Origin of the sequence: Pseudomonas medicaginis (assembly GCF_965119365.1) — a bacterium.
Classification (GTDB): domain Bacteria; phylum Pseudomonadota; class Gammaproteobacteria; order Pseudomonadales; family Pseudomonadaceae; genus Aquipseudomonas.
In genome coordinates this window covers 4,796,914-4,814,155 of record NZ_OZ221631.1, presented here as the reverse complement: position 1 = coordinate 4,814,155, position 17,242 = coordinate 4,796,914, and the positions used below count along the sequence as shown (strand labels likewise).

Sequence of the window (17,242 nt, the reverse complement as noted above, 5' to 3'; positions counted from 1 at the left end):
GGGAGAGTGGTATGGACACAGCGCTGGAGCGACAGGGCCGCGGCCTCATCCGCGAAGCCGATATCCTGATCATCGGCGGCGGGCTGAGCGGTGCCATGCTGGCCGCGCAGTTGCTGCGCCTGCCGGGTCGGCGCGAGGTGCTGATCGTCGAGCCGCGCAGTGAATTGGGCCGGGGCGAGGCCTACAGTGCCGTGGAGCTGGGGCACACCTTGAACGGCAACGCGGCGCGCATGAGCGTCGACCCTGACAACGCCGATGACCTGACCCAATGGCTCACCGCGTTCATCGAGGCCGGCGGCTGGCCCGAGTCGGATCAGCAGCATGTGCCGATCAGCGAGTTGTTCCCGCCCCGGGGGATGTTTGGCCTCTATGTGCAGCAACGCCTGGACGAAGCTCGCGAGTTGGGGGCGCGAAACGGTTCGACTGCCGAGCATGTGCGCGGGGAGGCCGTGGACCTGCGGCGTGTCGACGATACCGTGGTGCTGACCCTGGGTGACGGCCAGGTCTTGCATGGCCGTTTCGCGGTACTGGCGACTGGCATGTTCCCGGCGGCGCGCACCCCGCAGACCGAATCCAGCGGCTTGAATGCCGCTGCCCTGGACCCGTGGGATGTGGCTGCGATGCGCCAGCTCGACCCGCAGTCCACGGTGTTGATCATCGGCTCGGGGCTGACCATGGTCGATGCCGTCGTGTCGCTGGAGCAGGCGGGGCATCGCGGGCCGATCGAAGTGTTTTCCCGCCACGGTCTGCTGCCCCATGTGCGCCGTCAACCGCCCGCCTGGGTGGATTTCCTCGCCGACGATCACAGCCTGCGTTCGCCACGCCAACTGATGCGCGCCCTGCGCGAGCAATGTCGCCAGGCCCAGGCCCAAGGCATCGATTGGCAGGCGCCGCTGGACACGGTGCGTGCGCACATCGGGCGTTTGTGGAACCAGGCCAGCGACGTGCAGCGCCGACAATTCGTGCGGCATGTGCGGCCATGGTGGGAGAGTCATCATCATCGCTCGCCACCGTTGAGCGCCGAACTGTTGGCGCGCCTGCACGGGGAAGGGCGGTTGCGGATTCACGCGGCGTCCTTCAAGGGGCTGGCCTCGTCCGACAACGGCCTGCTGCGTATCAGCATCCGCCGACGGGGCGAGAGCGGGCTGACGGTGGTGCAGGGCGCCGCGCTGATCAACTCCAGCGGTATTGAATATGACTGGCGTCGCGTGGCACGGCCGTTGCCGCAACAGTTGCTGGCCCGGGGGCTGATCCGGCCGGGGCCGTTGGCCTTGGGCATCGCCGCCCGTGCCGATGGTGCGGTGCTGGATGCCCAAGGCAACCCCGCCGACCGCCTGTTCGCCATGGGCCCGCCACTGCGGGGGATGTGGTGGGAAAGTACTGCGGTGACCGACGTGGCGAGCCAGGCCAAGGCGTTGGCGGGGCGGTTGGTTGAGCTGGATACCCAGGCTTCAGACTGAATGCGGTCCCTTGTGGTGAGGGGATTTATCCCCGCTGGGCCGCGCAGCGGCCCCCAAATTTAGCCTGACACACTGAGGAGGCAGTTTTAGGGGCGCTTCGCACCCCAACGGGGCGGTGCGACGTTTCGCTAAATCCCCTCGCCACAGGGGGAGCTTTAAAGTGAGGGGTTATAGCTCATTGAGCTTAACCCAGCGCTGTTCCCGCGCCGCCACACGTATCGCCGCCGCCAGCCGCTCCACTTCCCAAGCCTCGTCGAAGTCCGTGCCGCTGCCGCCTTCGCCAGCGAGGGCCATGACCAGTTCCTGCACCTCCAGCGTCTTCAATTCGTTGTAACCCAACTGGTGCCCGGCCGCTGGGCTGAAGGCGGCATAGCCGGGCAATTCCGGGCCGGCCAGCAGGCGTTGGAAACCTGGCTGGCCGGCGCGGCACAGGCGTAGCTCATTGAGCCGTTCCTGATCGAATGCCAGGGTGCCGAGGGTGCCGCTGATCTCGAAACTCAGGTGGTTCTTGTAGCCGTGCTTGAGCCAACTGCTGCTCACCGTGCCCCGGGCGCCATTGGCGAAACGCAGCAGGGCGTGGACCTGGTCGTCCACGGCGATAACTCGCTGCTCGGCATTGCCGACGCTGGCAGGGCGTTGGGTGTGCACGGTCTGGCTGTCGGCGCATACGGCTTGGACATCGCCCAACAGGTGTCGGGCCATGGCCAGCAAGTGGCTGCCCAGGTCCGCCAGCGCACCACCGGCGTGGGCCGCTTCGCAGCGCCATGACCATGGCGAGGCGGGATTGGCCATGAAGTCTTCGCTGAACTCGCCCTGGAAACTGATGATCTGCCCCAGTTCGCCGCGTTGGATCATGTCCCGGGCCTGTTGGATGGTCGGGTTGTGCTGGTAGTTGTAGCCGACGCGCGTCACCACCCCGGCGGCCTTGGCCGCCTGGCGCATCTGCTCGGCCTGCTTCAGCGACACCGCCAGGGGCTTTTCACAATAGACCGGCTTGCCCGCCGCCAACGCCGCCATGGCCATGGGGAAGTGCAAGTGGTTCGGTGTGGTGATGGCGACCAGGTGAACCTTCGGGTCATCGATCAGCTGTTGCCAGTCACTGTGGGCCGTCTGGAATCCCCAGCTGTGGGCGCATTGCCGGGCACGCTGGGGATCGGCGTCGGCCAGGGCCGCCAGTGTCAGGTTCAGGGGGAGGTCGAACACCGCCTTGGCATTGTGGAACGCCAAGGCATGGGCACGGCCCATGAAGCCGGTGCCAATCAGACCGATGCCGAGTTCGCGCATGAGAAAGAGCCCTTTGAATTGTTATTTTCAGAAGGCTCTTTATGGAATAAATATTCTCAAATTGCAAATATTGGAATAAATATTCATTTCATCGAGTGCAGAGGATCCCTTGTGGGAGCGAGCTTGCTCGCGATGGCGGAGTGTCAGCCAAGATCTTGTTCACTGACACACCGCCATCGTGAGCAAGCTCCCACAGGGTTCTCACAGGTCTTCCATGGCGTTCCCTATCAGGACAGGAACCCACCATCCACATTCAACGCCACGCCCGTGGTGTAGCTCGACGCGTCGCTGGCCAGGTACAGCACCGCGCCGGCCATTTCGCTCGGGTCGGCCACGCGCTTGAGAGGGATCTGCGCCAGGGCGGTTTTCAGGATGGCGTCGTTCTTGACCAGCGCCGAGGCGAACTTGGTGTCGGTCAGGCCCGGTAGCAGAGCGTTGCAGCGGATGCCGAACTGCGCGCATTCCTTGGCGAAGACCTTGGTCATGTTGATCACCGCGGCCTTGGTCACCGAGTAGATACCCTGGAAGATCCCCGGCGAGATGCCGTTGATCGACGCCACGTTGATGATGCTGCCGCCGCCGTTTTCCCGCATCAGCTTGCCGGCTTCCACCGACATGAAGAAGTAGCCGCGGATGTTCACGTCCACGGTTTTCTGGAAGGCGCCCAGGTCGGTGTCCAGGACGTTGCAGAATTGCGGGTTGGTGGCGGCGTTGTTCACCAGGATGTCCAGGCGCCCGAACTGTTCGCGGATACTGGCGAACACCTGGCTGATCTGCTCCATTTCACCGATGTGGCAGGCGATGGCGGTGGCCTTGCCGCCGGCGGCGATGATGGCGTCGGCCACGTGCTGGCAACCGTCGAGCTTGCGGCTGGACACGATCACATGGGCGCCTTGCTGGGCCAGCAGTTTGGCAATGGCCTCGCCGATGCCGCGGCTGGCGCCGGAAACGAAGGCGATCTTACCGTCGAGGTCGAACAACTGGGTCTTGGACATGCTGTTTCCTTGTGATAGGCGCTCAGAGCGTGGATTTACCGATGACCTGCAGGCTCATCTGCTCCAGCAGTTTGTTCATTTGAACGAACTGCGCGAAGCGTTTGTCCTGGGTCTGGCCGTGGAAGAAGCGGTAGTAGATCTGCTGGACGATCCCGGCCAGGCGGAACAGGCCGTAGGTGTAGTAGAAGTCGAAGTTGTCGATGCGGATCCCGGCGCGCTCGGCGTAGTAATCGACGAATTCGCGGCGGGTCAGCATGCCGGGGGCGTGACTGGGCTGGCGGCGCATCAGTTGCACCGGCGCCGGGTCGTCGGCCTCGATCCAGTAGGCGAGGCTGTTGCCCAGATCCATCAACGGGTCGCCGAGGGTGGTCAGTTCCCAGTCCAGCACACCGATGATCTGCATCGGGTTCTCGGGGTCGAGGATCACGTTGTCGAAGCGGTAGTCGTTATGGACGATGCTCGAGGTCGGGTGGTCGGCGGGCATCTTGTCGTTGAGCCAGGCCTTGACTGTCTCCCATTTCGGCGCATCGGGGGTCAGGGCTTTTTCGTAGCGGTCGCTCCAGCCGCGGATCTGCCGGGCCACGTAGCCTTCGGGCTTGCCCAGGTCGGCCAGGCCACAGGCGTTGTAGTCGACGCGATGCAGTTCGACGAGCCGGTCTATGAAGCTCTTGCACAGCGCTTCGGTGCGGGCGGTGTCGAAACCCAGCTCCGGTGGCAGGTCGGAGCGCAGGATGATGCCTTTGACGCGTTCCATTACATAGAACTCGGCCCCCATCACCGACTCGTCGGTGCAGTGCACATAGGCTTTGGGGCAGTACGGGAACGCATCGCGCAATTGGTTGAGGATGCGGAATTCACGGCCCATGTCATGGGCGGACTTGGCCTTGTGGCCGAATGGCGGCCGACGCAGGACGAACTCCTGTTCGGGGTATTCCAGCAGGTAGGTCAGGTTCGACGCGCCACCGGGAAACTGGCTGATCCGCGGCAGGCCGGTCAGCCCGGGAATGTGGGCCTTGAGGTACGGGTCGATCAGGTTGGCATCGAGTTCTTCACCGTCGCGCACGCGGGTGGACTGATCAGTAAACGCCATGCTTATCCCTTCTGCTTATTTTGGAGGCCATCGATCATTGGCTAATCTAATGGCGCGTGAGAGGCGTCACAAGCACGCCAGGGTCTTATAGGTTAGCGTGTTGCTGGATAATCAGCGGGCTTGATGCATGGCGGCGTGCGTGTCGGATGCGGGCGAGCTATGGTCTTTGGGGTTAATCGCTTTCAAAGGAGTCACCGCGATGGGATGCCCGCAAGTCTGTGGCACGGCGACCCTGCAATGCAGTTTCGGCGCCGCCCCGGCGGTGCTCAATGTGCTGCCGGTCAATCGCCTGCTGACCGGCGGGATGCCGGCGGCGAATATCATGGATCACATCCCGCTGGTGAACATCACCACCTTCGGCATGTGCATGAGCCTGGCGAACCCCACCGTGGCCGCCGCCACCGCGGCAGCCCTGGGCGTGCTGACCCCCATGCCCTGCATCCCGGCCACCGCGGCCCCGTGGATCCCCGGCGGCGCCCCGACCCTGCTGCTGGGTAACATGCCGGCCATCGACGCCAACAGTACCTTGATGTGCACCTGGGCCGGGGTGATCAAGATCGTCGTGCCGGGGCAGGTGCAGATGTTGATTCCCTGACGAGCGCTATCGCCGGGGCGACTCGGCTTCAAGCATTGGCGTGGGTCAGCCCGGTCAAGGTGTCCGCGATGGCCTTCGTGCGTTGTGCCGTGCCTTCGGTGGTACGGCTCGAGTCTTCCAGGGCATCGAGCATCTCGCGCAGGGCGCTCACGGCGACGGACTGGTCTTCGATCTGTTGGGCGACCCCTTGGATCTCCGTCGAGAGCAGGTCGATGTCCACGCCGATTTCCGCGGCATTCTTGCGGGTGATTTCCGCAAGCTTGCGGACCTCATCGGCCACCACCGCGAAGCCTCTGCCCATCTCACCGGCCCGTGCTGCTTCGATGGCGGCGTTGAGGGCCAACAGGTTGGTCTGGCCGGCGATTTGCTGGATGACCTGTACGATCGACTGAATACGCAAGCTCGAACTGGCGAGCGCCCGGGCGCCGACCACCGCTTCCCCCGCTTGCGTGGCAAGCTGCTCGACGGTGGTGCCGGCCTGCTCGGCGACGTTGTTTTGCCGGTCAATCGTGCCCGTCAGGTCATCCATCGACAGGTGCAGCTCGCCGGAGTAGTGCTTGATTTGCGTCGCCATCTGCGCTTGCTGCTGGCTGGCCTGGGCCAATACCTGGCCCAGGTCCGTCAGGCCGTCGAACACCGGCAGGATCGTCTGGTCCAGGCCACGAGTGTCCAGGGCGCTGCTGAAATCATTCATCTTGAACGCCATGATCTGCTTGACCACCACATGGTTCAGACCCGCCAGCTTCTTGATCTGGCGGCGCAGGAAAAAGGCCTTGAACTCGCCATAGTGGGCGATGAAGTGATCGACATACTCATCGACAAAACGCGCGCCCTTGGGGAGTCGAAAGAAGAAAATCGCCGTGAGCGTCTGGTTCAGGTTCAAACCAAGGATTTCACCAAAGGTCGAGAAACCGGCCAAAGGCACATCCCCGAAAATACCGGCCATGCTGCCCAGGTCGCTGCCGTTGTTGAGCCGGCGCAGGATGCAATCGTTGAGAATGGCGGCCACCGGCTGGCCACCTTTACCCTTGAGGAATTTCTCATAGTCGAGCCGGGTCGCCTCGCGAAGGGGCGTGCGCTTGACCATCACCAGTTCTTCGCCGGGCGCCACGTCGCAGAACAGCTGGATGATCTGCTGCTGATAGTCGATACGGGCGATGGAGCGTACGAACAGCTCATCGCCCACACGGATGGCGAATGAATAATCGGCCAGCTTCTTCTCCAACGCCTGGGCGTTGCACTCGAACGCCTCGCACAGGGCCTGGACCATGCTCTTGATGTTCCCCCGGCTGTCGATGACCTGGTCGATGGTGCGGTCTTCGACCGACGCGGTCAGCACGCTGAACGTCAGCCCGGCCGGTTGGAAGTTCTGGCTCTTGAACACCCCGAAGCGCACATCCGCCGCGGTCTTCAGAAAGACAATCTGCGCATGGTTCTGGTAACTGCGCTGCCCGTCGCTGATCAGGGTCTTTTTGAAATCCGTCTTGCCACCGGCCGAGCCGCCGACGAACAGGCAAGGGAAACGCCCCGACTCATAGAGCGCCTCCATAAAGAACGACTCGGACGCTGAAAGACCATCGAACACCACGTAGGCCAGCGTATCGCGATGGTCAATGGGCGTGCTCATTTGCGCCTGCTTGATGTTATTCACCAATCGGGTGATTCGCTCACGCATGGCCAAGCGCTTGCCGCCACCGCGAATGTCCTCGCACTCCAGCGGCACCATCACTACCTCGGCCGACACGATCACACTGGCGTCAAACAGCTGCAGCACCACCCGATCCCAGCTCTCGCCGGTCTGGCAGTACAGCGTGTTCGCACCGTTGCACAGCTCGCCCGACGTCGTGCACAGGCTGATGGTGCTTTGGGGAAAACGCTGCTTGACCTGGGTGGCGACCCGGTCGATGTCCAGGTGAGGGGAGACAAACCCGGTGACCCACACTGGGGCGATACGCACGTTGGCCAGCACCTGGTCCAGTTCACCCAACGTGCAGACCACGCTGACCGCCCCTTGTGTGCGGGCTCGGGCTTTGTTGAAGAGATTCGATAGATTCATGGCGGGACTCGGTTGAGCGCGACGTGACGCGTACGAGGTATGCGTGCGGAGTCCTTTCTCTGTAGCGGTCACGGCTGGGGGCTGTATGGGCGTGAGCTTGTGCTATTTGCGGGGGAGGGCCATAGGGGCTTTTGGTTGGGGTTTGCTCCGCCTGTTGGGCAGCGACTTTCGTATTGGTCCCGGGAAACGTAAGGAAAGTTGGCGCTTGCCCGCCGGAATACAAAGCCCCACCCGCTATGCTTCGACGAAGGCCTCTTGCCATTCACCAGGCTCACCATCGCGAGCAAGCTCGCTCCCACAGGGGGGCCTGTGCCAGTCGAGAAAGCGAGATTCACCGCCGGTCCAATGTGGGAGCGAGCTTGCTCGCGAAGACGTCGGCACATCCAGCATCGAGGCCAGCTGATCCACCGCTATCGCGAGCAAGCTCGCTCCCACAGGGGGGCTTGTCAGTTGAGGAACCAGGTTTATCACCGATCCGGCGCGCGACCTGGCCTCAGCCCAAATCCCCGGCCTCATGCCGCTCCGCCACCTGGCTCGCCTCATCCCCCCACGTGCGGTTGACCCGCTGCCCGCGCTGGACGGCGGGGCGCTTGGCAATGTCTTCCGCCCAACGCTGCACGTGGGTGTATTCGTGAGCACTCAGGAATTCGGCGGCGCCGTACACGTTGTTGCGCACCAGTTGGCCGTACCAGGGCCAGACCGCGATGTCGGCGATGGTGTACTGCTCGCCCGCCAGGTATTGGCTTTCGCCGAGGCGGCGGTCCAGGACGTCGAGTTGGCGCTTGGCTTCCATGGTGAAGCGATTGATCGGGTATTCGAATTTCTCCGGCGCATACGCGTAGAAATGCCCGAAGCCACCGCCCAGGTACGGGGCGGAGCCCATTTGCCAGAACAGCCAGTTCAGCGTTTCGGTGCGACCCGCCGGGTCGGTGGGCAGCAGGGCGCCGAATTTTTCCGCCAGGTAAAGCAGGATCGAGCCGGATTCGAAGACCCGGACAGCGGGTTCCACGCTGCGGTCCAGCAGGGCCGGGATCTTGGAGTTGGGGTTGATCTCGACAAAGCCGCTGGAGAACTGGTCGCCCTCGCTGATGCGGATCAGCCAGGCGTCGTACTCCGCGCCCACATGACCCAGCGCCAGCAGTTCCTCCAGCAGGATGGTCACCTTCACGCCGTTGGGCGTGGCCAGGGAGTAGAGCTGCAGCGGGTGCTTGCCAACCGGCAAGGTTTTCTCGTGGGTCGGCCCGGCGACAGGGCGGTTGATGCTGGCGAAATGGCCGCCAGACGGGGCGTCATGCTTCCAGACCTTGGGCGGAACGTAGGACGCTTTACTCATCGGGACATACCTCATCGTTGCTTGCGGTGTGATCTCCCAGAGTCTACCGCTGTTCGTTCATGATCCGTGCAACTTCACCGGAAGCCTTGAGCTGTTCGAAGGCGTTCTGGGCCTTGGTGACGATTTCATCCGGTGTGCTCAGGCTGAAAGCCAGGTGGACCCTGTGGGGTTGTTCGTCAAGGGTATAGACCTCTTCCAGCGAAGTGAAATCCACTTGGGCATCCTGGCTCATCAGGCGCGCGGTGTTCTCCGGCATCGGCAGCAACTGGATCTGGCGATTCAGCAGTTTCTGAAAGTTGTCGTGGTTGTTGGCCGAGATGACCAGTCGGGTAAACCCGCGCTGTTGCAGGTAGATCTGCTTGGCGTCGTTTCGCACCACGCCGATGCTGTACTGCTTGGCCTCCTCGAGGCTGTTGACGACGATGTTGCCGTTATCACGCATTTTATAGAGCCGGCTCGCCACTCGATGTATTTCACCCACCCATTTGAACAATGTCTCCCGGGCCGGGGTGCGGTCCAGCGGGAAGATCAGCACGTTGGGTTCGTGCAACGCCTTTTCGTAGGCTCGGGCCCAGGGGTATAGCGACAGGCTGTAGTCGGTGAGCTGCGCCCGTTGCAACGTCTCCTCGGCAATGCGAATGCCCGGTCCGACGACCTTGTTGTCACGCTGGTAGGCATAGAGGGAGTCTTCGGTGACGACTTCGATTGTGTTGGCGTGGCTTTGCAGGCTGATCGAGGCGAGTAGCAAGCATGAGCAGAATGTCAGGCGAACGTGCATATGCAAACCTCATGGCGCAATGGTTGTTACAGGGCGACGCAGTCGCGTCCCTGGTGTTTGGCCCGGTACAGCGCCTGGTCGGCGCGTTGCAGCAGTTGATCGAAGTGGTCCATGGTTAGCGGGTCCAGCTCGGCGACGCCAATGCTCACGGTGACAAAAGGTGAGACCTTGGAACCGCTGTGGGGCAGCTCACGTTGCGCCAGGCTTGTACGCAAGCGTTGGGCGGCTTCGCAGGCCTGGGTGGCATCGATGTTGGGCAGGACCACGACGAACTCTTCGCCGCCGACGCGGGCGGTCAGTTCGCCAGAGCGGCCGAATACACTACGCAGGGTCTCGGCGATCTCTTTCAGGCACAGGTCGCCTTGCATGTGGCCGTAGGTGTCGTTGTAGCTCTTGAAGAAGTCGACATCGCACATGAGCACGGCCAGCGGGGTGTTGTGGCGGATCGCCCGGCGAAACTCGATTTCCTTCAATTCGTCGAAGTAGCGACGGTTGGCCAGGCCCGTCAAGGCGTCGTGACGCGACAGTGTTTCGAGCGACTGGTTGGCCGCTTTCAGTTCTGCGGTGCGTGCTTCGACCAGTTCGGCCATTTGATCGCGGCTCGCGGCCAGGGCCAGTTCATCCGAGTGCTGGCGTTCGAGGTGGGCGCGCAGATTGTCCTGGAGTTCATTGACCTGGAATTCGAGCAGGCTCAGTTCGTCCTGGCGATTCACCGCCCGTTGCAGCTTGAGGTGATGCTTGAGGGTTTGCGGCGCGAGTTCGCCCAGGTGGCGGGCGATATGCACCACATGCACGGTCACCAGGCGGTTGAACATGGTCATGACCAACCCGGCCAGCAACAAGGACTGGATGAGCTGGCTGATAACGATGCTGCGTGCTTCGTCCCAGAGACGCTCCCACAGCAAATTGTTGTCGCCTTCGATGGTCAGCTCGCCGACCTTTTCATGGGCCCCGGCGTAGGGCTGGGCGATGAGCTGGCGATGCAGCACCGGCACCACGCCCGATTGCTTGACGGCGTATCGATTGAGTTCGATGACTTCCGGCGCTTGCCCCGGGCGCAGGATGTTCAGCGTCACCCGACCTACCGGGGCTGCCGTGGCGACGCTGGTGATTTGCTGGTCGAGGGATTCACGGTCCAGCTCCCAGATGGCATGGGCCAGGGTGTTCTGGAACACCTGATCGATCAGGGCCAGTTCCGAATTCATTTCCGCCAGGTTGTTTTCCCAGGCCAGCCAGGTGCGCCAGGTGACCATCGCCAGGGTAAAGAACAGGCAGAACAACAGCGTTGCCAGGACCAGGCGCCGCCCCAGGGAGCTGAGCGCCTTGGTCGGGGGTGGCCGGGAGGTCGTCGTGCGGAAAGGGGCACCCATGTCATAACCATTTGCGCAGGATGGCGTCGTAGACACCGTTGCGGCGGATGGTTTCCAGGCCGGCGCGGAACTTCTCCACCGTATCGGCCGGGGTCTTGCGGCTGAACGCCATGTTCAGGCCATCAGAGCTGCTCAGCTCGGGAAGCGCCAGCGAGCGGATCAGCACCTTGTCCGGGTCTTCGCCATTCTGGCGAGTCAGGTACAGCGCGTTGAGTTCATTGGAAATCCACAGCGCTACGTGATCGACCTTGAGCTTGCGGTAGTTGTGTTCGTACTTGGTGCTTGATTGCAATTCTTCGCCGATGCGGAATCCCTTCGAGACCAGGTATTGCTCCCCCACGTCCTGATTGACCGTGGCGATCTGGTGACCATGGGCGTCGGCCAGGGAGTCGAGCTTTACCGGCCGGTCCGCCAGTGAGTAGATGTACCACTGCGTCGGGCCAATGGTGCCCACCCACTGGAAAAGCGATTCGCGTGCAGGCGTGCGGACGATCGAATAAATCAAGACATTGCTTTCATTGAGCGCCAGTTCGTAGGCCCGGGCCCAGGGCATGGGCTGGATAGGCGCGTCCATGCCGACCTCCTTGAGCACGGCCTGGACCACTTCGGTGCTCATGCCGGTCACGCGCCCGTTCTGCGTCATGTTGTAGGGCGGCAGTTCCTCCGTCACGATGCGCAGCGGCGTCTCCGCCGCGCAAGCGCTTGCAGCGAGGAACATCAGGACGCCCCACATCAGCAGGCGATTCAGCGGCAAACCCATTGATCATTACCCTATGCACTGGCAGAGCCCCGGCGAGGCCTGGGAGCTATCATGATAGGGTTATCGGCTGGGCTGACGCCTGCTTGAATACGGCCTGTCGCAATCGCAGGACCGTCAAGCCCCGGGCCGCGGGGTCTTGGGTGGCGTGCGTCACCAGACCGTTGGCTCAGCCGTTGAGCAATGTCATCGTCTGCACCGGGTATCGCTCGCCCGCCACCACGCCATCGCCGACGAAGATTTCATCCAGTTGGGCCCGTTCATCCGTGCTCAACACCACTGAAGCGGCCGCCACATTGTTCTCCAGGTACTTGCGTTGCTTGGTGCCGGGGATCGCGATGACCGCATCACCCTGGGCCAGAACCCAAGCCAGGGCCAATTGCGCTGCACTGATGGCCTTGTCCGAGGCCAAGGCCTTGACCCGCTCGACCAGCGCCAGGTTGCGATTGAAGTTATCGGCCTGGAAGCGCGGGTTGAAACGGCGATAGTCATCGGCGGCAAAATCCTCGGGTGACTTCAGTTCGCCGGTCAGAAAGCCCCGGCCCAGGGGGCTGTAGGCGACGAATGCAATGCCCAGGCGCCGGCAGGTATCGAGCACGCCATTGTGCTCGGGTTCGCGGGACCACAACGAGTATTCGCTTTGCACCGCTGCCAATGGATGTACGGCGTGGGCCCGTTGGAGGGTCTCGGCGCTGGCCTCCGAAAGGCCGATATGGCGAACCTTGCCGGCCTTGACCAGCTCGGCCATGGCGCCGATGGTTTCTTCGACAGGCACTTGGGGATCGACGCGGTGCTGGTAGTAGAGGTCGAGGTAGTCGGTGTTAAGCCGTTTGAGGCTGCCGTCGATCGACTGTCTGACATAGTCGGGGCGGCCATTGACGCCACGGGCATGGGGGTCGCTGCTGCGCACCAGGCCGAACTTACTCGCCAGGTACAGGCTTTCACGCTTGCCTCGCAGGGCCCGTCCGAGCAGCTCTTCGTTGGTGTGCGGGCCGTACATGTCGGCGGTATCGAACAGCGTCACGCCCAATTCCACGGCACGGTGGAGCGTGGCAATCGCTTCGCGCTCGTCCACGCCCGTGGTGTAGAAATCCGACATGCCCATGCAGCCCAGGCCGATGGCGGAAACGAGAGGGCCACGATGGCCAAGTTGGCGGGTTTTCATGCTGAGAGCTCCTGGAAATGAAACGACCCGTGCAGTCTCCAGTAAGGCGATTCCTGGATAAATCCCTGGTTATTGGTTTAACTGTTCGGAATATCTAAATAATGGGGGCGAGACAGTGGACCGACTACAAGCCATGCAGGTGTTCCGGCGTATCGTCGAACTGGGCGGTTTCGGCAAGGCCGCCGATGACCTTGGCTTGCCCCGGGCCACGGTCAGCCTGTTGATCCAGCAGTTGGAAGCCCATCTGGGCGTGCAACTGTTGCAGCGCACCACCCGGCAGGTACGCGCAACCCTCGACGGCCAAGCGTATTACCAGCGCAGCGGCCAGTTGCTGGACGACCTCGATGACCTGGAAAGTTCGTTGTCGGTGCAACGGAGCCAGCCGCGCGGCACCTTGAAAGTGGACATGCCCATCGCCTTTGGGTGCACCTGGATCCTGCCGCGCCTGCCGGACTTCTATCGCCGCTACCCGGCATTGCAACTGGACATCGGCTTTCATGATCACCAAGTCCATCTGCAGCGCGAAGGTGTGGATTGTGCAATCCGCGCCGGCAATATCGTTGATCAGGGGTTGGTCGCGCGGCCCATCGTGCGTCTGCATCAACTGACCTGTGCCAGCCCCGGCTACCTCGCTCGCGCCGGCACGCCTCGGCGGCTGGAGGATCTGCCGGCACATCGGGCCATCGGCTTTACATCGGGCAATGGACGGTTCTTCCCGTTCGAATTCGAGGGGGCGGGACGGGTGCGCGAAATGCACTTGCCCAGCGAACTGAACGTCAACAATGCCGACGCTTACGTGACCGCCTGTGAAGCGGGATTCGGCTTGATCCAGGCGCCGCGCTACCACGTGCAACGGCAGTTGGCCGAGGGCAGGCTGGTGGAAGTGTTGGGCGAATACGGCGTGCCAGCCTGGCCGATCTCAGCGGTGTATTCGCCCCATCGACAGTTGTCGCCCAGGGTGCGGGTCTTTATCGACTGGGTGATTGAATTGCTGCAGGGCGAGGCGGATGCGCAGGGGGCGCTGATGGAGAGGGCGTAGAGCCATGGGAACACCGTGTATGCGGGCTTGTTTCAATGAACTCCGGCGGGGCCAAGACCTCAAGCCTTGACCCAGCGCTGGCGACTCCAACTGCTCAACGTATCGACCGCGAAAACCAGCAACAGCATCGCCAGGATCACCGTGCTGCCTTGAGCTTCCTGGAACAAGCTGAGGCTGACGTAGAGCATTTGCCCCAAGCCCCCGGCACCGACGAAGCCGAGCACGCTGGCCATGCGGATATTGTTTTCCCAGCGGTACAGGACATAGGCCAGCAACTGGGGCAGGAGGTTGGGCAGCGTACCGTAGCAGAACGCCAATACCGCGTTGCCACCTTGCAGGCGGATGGCATCGGCCGGTTCGGAGGGGGTATTTTCCAGGGCTTCGGCGAACAGCCGGCCGAGCACCCCCGTGGTGTGCAAGGCCAAGGCCAGGGTGCCGGCATTGGGGCCGAGCCCGGCGGCCAGGACCATCAGGGCGGCCCACACCAGTTCTGGAACGGCGCGCAGGGCGTTGAGCACCAGGCGCGACGCACTCTGTAACGGCCAGCCGAAGCGCCCGGCCGCCGGCAAGGCCAACAGCAGGCCGAGCACCGCCGCGAGCAGCGTACCGAGGGCCGACATGGCGAGGGTTTCCAGGGCGCCATGACCGATCGCCTTCAAATGGCCCGGGCTCAGGTCCGGGCTGAGAAAGCGCTGCGCATAAGTCCCCATCCGCTGCAGATTACCGCTGTCGCCGAGCTCGCCCAGGCCGACGCCCAGGTAGAGGAACGAGGCGACGATCGCCGCGCCGATGCACAGGACAATGATCGCGTTGATCAGGCGATTCATGCCAGCCTCCAGCGCAGCAGGCGGCTGAGTTGATCGGCGAGCAGCACCAGTACAAGGAACGTCAACAGCAGGCTGGCCACTTCACCGCCGGCGAACATCCGCAGCGACAGGTCCATCTGTTGACCCAGGCCTCCGGCACCGACGAACCCCATCACCACCGAGGCGCGGATCGCGCATTCCCAGCGGTACACCGTGTACGACAACAGCTCAGCCGCGACATTGGGCAGGATCCCGTAGCAGAAGGCCGCGAGCCGGCTGCTGCCGGACTGCAAGAGTGCGTGGGCCGGACGCTGGTCGACGGACTCGTAGATTTCCGCGTAGACCTTGCCCAGCATGCCGCTGTAGGTAATGGCGATCGCCAGTACGCCAGCCGTTGGGCCTAGGCCGACGGCGCGCACGAAGAGCAAGGCCCAGACGATCTCCGGCACGCTGCGCAAAAAGATCAACAGACCGCGCACCGGCCAGCGCAGCAGTGGACCCCAATAGCCCGGATGGCCGGCACGGGAAGCCGCCGACAGTGAGAGGGCACGGCTGGCCAGCAGGCTCGCGGGCACCGCCAGCAGTAACGCCAGGGCCATGCCCGCCGTGGCGATGGCCAGCGTCTGCAAGGTGGCCTGCCACAGCAGTTCAATGAATTCGTCGCCATGGGCGGGTGGCCAGAACGCCGCTACGAACCGGCCCATTTCGCTCTGGCTGTCGCTCGCCAGCAGTACGCCCAGGTCCAGTTCGCTGAACTGGATGCCCGGCCACAGCAGGACGAGGGCCAGCAGGCTGAGCAGCAGGCGAGGGCGGGCGGCGGGGTCTCGGGTATCGCGTGTCAGCATCGGGGAATCTGCACGCTCAAGGGGGCGTAGGGCGTTGGCGAAGCCTGTAGCTGTTCGTTGGCGTAGAGCGTGTCGAGCAACGGACGGCCCACCGCCTCGCTGGGCAGGTCGAACAGGATCCGCCCATCACGCAGGCCGATAACCCGGGAAAAGTGTGCCAAGGCCAACTCCACCGCGTGCAGGCTGGCGACCAGGGTGACGTGGTGTTCCCGGGCATGGCGGCAAAGCACCGAAAGGGTGTGCTGGGCCAATACCGGGTCCATGGCCGAAACCGGTTCATCGGCCAGCAACACCTCCGGCGCCTGGTACAACACCCGGGCAATGCCCACGCGTTGCAGTTGTCCGCCGGACAGTTGCTGGCATTGCGCGAACAGTTTGTCGCCCAGGTCCAGGCGGGCCAGCGCCGCCCTGGCGCCTGGAATATCCAGCGGGTGCAGCAGGTTCAACAAGCTTTTACCGATGCCCCACTGACCGAGTTTTCCGGCCAGGACCGCCGTGACCACGCGCTGGCGCGGCGGCAGGGGCGGCGATTGGTGGATCAGGCCGATGCGTGCGCGCAGGCGCTGGCGCTGACGGGCAGACAGCTGCCAGGCGCGTTCGCCGAGCAATTGCAGCTCGCCGTTACCCGGGCGCAGGGCGGTGGCCAGCAGGTTGAGCAGGCTCGACTTGCCGGCGCCGGACGGGCCGATGACCGCGACCTGTTCGCCGGCGCCGATGTGCAGGTCGATGCCCCGCAGCGCCTGGACGCCGTTGGCATGGGTCACGCTGACCTGGGTCAGTTGCAGGGTCATTTGAGCAGTTCGGCGGCGCGTGCGGCTTCCTCGATGCCCTTGTAGTTCTCAGGCTTGGTTTCGATGAAGCGACTGGCGGCTTGCAGGTCGAGGATTTCCTTGTCCTTCGGGTTGGCCGGATCGAGTGCCAGGAAGGCCGCCTTGATCTTGGCCGCCAATGCCGGGTCGAGGGTTCCGCGCACCGTCCAGTTGTAGTCGAAGTAGGCAGGGGTGGTGGCGAAGACCTTGACCTTGGCCGTGTCGACCTTGCCGGCAGCCACCAGTTTTTCCCAGACGCTGGCGTTCAGCACCCCGGCGTCCACCTTACCGGCCTGAACCCAGGCGACGGTGGCGTCGTGGGCGCCGGAATAACCCACGCGGCTGAAGTAGCTTTCCGGCTTGATGCCGTCCTTGAGCATGAAATAGCGCGGCATGAGGCTGCCGGACGTCGATGACACCGAGCCGAAGGCGAAGGTCTTGCCCTTGAGGTCGGCGAGGGATTTGACGGCGGGGTCGGCGGTGATGAATTTGCTGGTGAACTGGGCATCCTGTTCGCGCTGCACCAGCGGGATGGCGTTGCCGGTCTTCAGGCGTGCCTGCACGAAGGTGAAACCACCCAGCCAGGCCATGTCGATCCGGTCGGTGGCCAGCGCCTCGACCACGGCCGGGTAGTCGCTCACGGGGACGAACTCGACCTTCATGCCGGTTTGCTGTTCCAGATAAGCACCCAGCGGCTTGAACTTGCGCAGCAGCTCGGTCGGGGCCTCATCGGGAATCGCGCTGACTTTCAGGGTGTCGGCGGCCTGCGCGAGCAAGCTGCAAAACGACAGGGCAACACCAGCGGCCAACGCCAGGGACGGCTTGAGCATGGAAAATCTCCGGTACAGGAAGGCAAGGAA

16 protein-coding genes and 1 pseudogene are annotated in these 17,242 nt (G+C 63.2%); 3 read left to right on the top strand and 14 right to left on the bottom strand.

Going from position 1 to position 17,242, the window contains the following annotated elements; translation table 11 throughout:
- The first annotated feature begins 11 nt into the window (after positions 1-11).
- Positions 12-1,460: an FAD/NAD(P)-binding protein gene (locus ACMTA2_RS20775; RefSeq protein ID WP_413791558.1), complete on the top strand. Its 1,449-nt coding sequence runs from the start codon at positions 12-14 to the stop codon at positions 1,458-1,460.
- A gap of 168 nt (positions 1,461-1,628) precedes the next feature.
- Here the strand turns inward: ACMTA2_RS20775 and ACMTA2_RS20770 are convergent, their stop codons facing one another.
- The 3 genes from ACMTA2_RS20770 to ACMTA2_RS20760 all read right to left on the bottom strand — a co-directional run bounded on the left by ACMTA2_RS20770 (position 1,629) and on the right by ACMTA2_RS20760 (position 4,829).
- Positions 1,629-2,744 (bottom strand): Gfo/Idh/MocA family protein, encoded by a 1,116-nt coding sequence (locus tag ACMTA2_RS20770; RefSeq protein ID WP_413791557.1) that lies wholly within the window; start codon positions 2,742-2,744, stop codon positions 1,629-1,631.
- 227 nt (positions 2,745-2,971) lie between these two features.
- Positions 2,972-3,739: an SDR family oxidoreductase gene (locus ACMTA2_RS20765; protein WP_092145993.1), complete on the bottom strand. Its 768-nt coding sequence runs from the start codon at positions 3,737-3,739 to the stop codon at positions 2,972-2,974.
- Positions 3,740-3,761: 22 nt separating this feature from the next.
- Positions 3,762-4,829 (bottom strand): phosphotransferase family protein, encoded by a 1,068-nt coding sequence (locus ACMTA2_RS20760; RefSeq protein ID WP_413791556.1) that lies wholly within the window; start codon positions 4,827-4,829, stop codon positions 3,762-3,764.
- Positions 4,830-5,028: 199 nt separating this feature from the next.
- Here ACMTA2_RS20760 and ACMTA2_RS20755 point away from each other — a divergent pair, with 199 nt between their 5' ends.
- Positions 5,029-5,424 (top strand): DUF4280 domain-containing protein, encoded by a 396-nt coding sequence (locus ACMTA2_RS20755; RefSeq protein ID WP_003202818.1) that lies wholly within the window; start codon positions 5,029-5,031, stop codon positions 5,422-5,424.
- 28 nt (positions 5,425-5,452) lie between these two features.
- Here ACMTA2_RS20755 and ACMTA2_RS20750 read toward each other — a convergent pair whose 3' ends face one another.
- The 7 genes and pseudogenes from ACMTA2_RS20750 to ACMTA2_RS20720 form a co-directional block, all read right to left on the bottom strand.
- Complete coding sequence (locus tag ACMTA2_RS20750; RefSeq protein ID WP_413795696.1) at positions 5,453-5,953, bottom strand: methyl-accepting chemotaxis protein; 501 nt, start codon at positions 5,951-5,953, stop codon at positions 5,453-5,455.
- Positions 5,954-6,325: 372 nt separating this feature from the next.
- A pseudogene (locus ACMTA2_RS20745) lies at positions 6,326-7,480 on the bottom strand (FIST signal transduction protein); the annotation flags it as partial.
- Between the two features lie 493 nt (positions 7,481-7,973).
- The gene (yghU, locus tag ACMTA2_RS20740) at positions 7,974-8,813 is read right to left on the bottom strand and encodes a glutathione-dependent disulfide-bond oxidoreductase (RefSeq protein ID WP_413791555.1); all 840 of its coding nucleotides are present in this window, start codon (positions 8,811-8,813) and stop codon (positions 7,974-7,976) included.
- A 43-nt stretch (positions 8,814-8,856) separates the two neighbouring features.
- A complete protein-coding gene (locus tag ACMTA2_RS20735; RefSeq protein WP_413791554.1) occupies positions 8,857-9,591 on the bottom strand; it encodes a substrate-binding periplasmic protein in 735 nt (244 codons plus the stop codon).
- 26 nt (positions 9,592-9,617) lie between these two features.
- Positions 9,618-10,961 (bottom strand): GGDEF domain-containing protein, encoded by a 1,344-nt coding sequence (locus ACMTA2_RS20730; RefSeq protein WP_413791553.1) that lies wholly within the window; start codon positions 10,959-10,961, stop codon positions 9,618-9,620.
- A gap of 1 nt (position 10,962) precedes the next feature.
- Complete coding sequence (locus tag ACMTA2_RS20725) at positions 10,963-11,721, bottom strand: substrate-binding periplasmic protein (protein WP_413791552.1); 759 nt, start codon at positions 11,719-11,721, stop codon at positions 10,963-10,965.
- Between the two features lie 166 nt (positions 11,722-11,887).
- The gene (locus tag ACMTA2_RS20720) at positions 11,888-12,883 is read right to left on the bottom strand and encodes an aldo/keto reductase (protein WP_413791551.1); all 996 of its coding nucleotides are present in this window, start codon (positions 12,881-12,883) and stop codon (positions 11,888-11,890) included.
- A 115-nt stretch (positions 12,884-12,998) separates the two neighbouring features.
- Between ACMTA2_RS20720 and ACMTA2_RS20715 the strand changes: the two genes are divergently transcribed.
- Positions 12,999-13,922: a LysR family transcriptional regulator gene (locus tag ACMTA2_RS20715; protein ID WP_413791550.1), complete on the top strand. Its 924-nt coding sequence runs from the start codon at positions 12,999-13,001 to the stop codon at positions 13,920-13,922.
- Positions 13,923-13,981: 59 nt separating this feature from the next.
- Here ACMTA2_RS20715 and phnE (ACMTA2_RS20710) read toward each other — a convergent pair whose 3' ends face one another.
- Genes phnE (ACMTA2_RS20710) through ACMTA2_RS20695 form a run of 4 tightly spaced genes read right to left on the bottom strand, consistent with a single transcriptional unit; the run spans position 13,982 to position 17,212 of the window.
- Positions 13,982-14,749, bottom strand: coding sequence for a phosphonate ABC transporter, permease protein PhnE (gene phnE, locus ACMTA2_RS20710; protein ID WP_413791549.1), 768 nt, complete (start codon positions 14,747-14,749; stop codon positions 13,982-13,984).
- Entirely contained in the window at positions 14,746-15,573 is an 828-nt protein-coding gene (phnE, locus tag ACMTA2_RS20705) for a phosphonate ABC transporter, permease protein PhnE (protein ID WP_413791548.1), read from the bottom strand. Before phnE (ACMTA2_RS20705) ends, phnE (ACMTA2_RS20710) begins: the two co-directional genes overlap by 4 nt.
- Positions 15,567-16,364 (bottom strand): phosphonate ABC transporter ATP-binding protein, encoded by a 798-nt coding sequence (locus tag ACMTA2_RS20700; RefSeq protein WP_413791547.1) that lies wholly within the window; start codon positions 16,362-16,364, stop codon positions 15,567-15,569. Before ACMTA2_RS20700 ends, phnE (ACMTA2_RS20705) begins: the two co-directional genes overlap by 7 nt.
- Positions 16,361-17,212, bottom strand: a complete 852-nt coding sequence (locus tag ACMTA2_RS20695; RefSeq protein WP_413791546.1) for a putative selenate ABC transporter substrate-binding protein — start codon at positions 17,210-17,212, stop codon at positions 16,361-16,363. Before ACMTA2_RS20695 ends, ACMTA2_RS20700 begins: the two co-directional genes overlap by 4 nt.
- Positions 17,213-17,242: the final 30 nt, after the last annotated feature.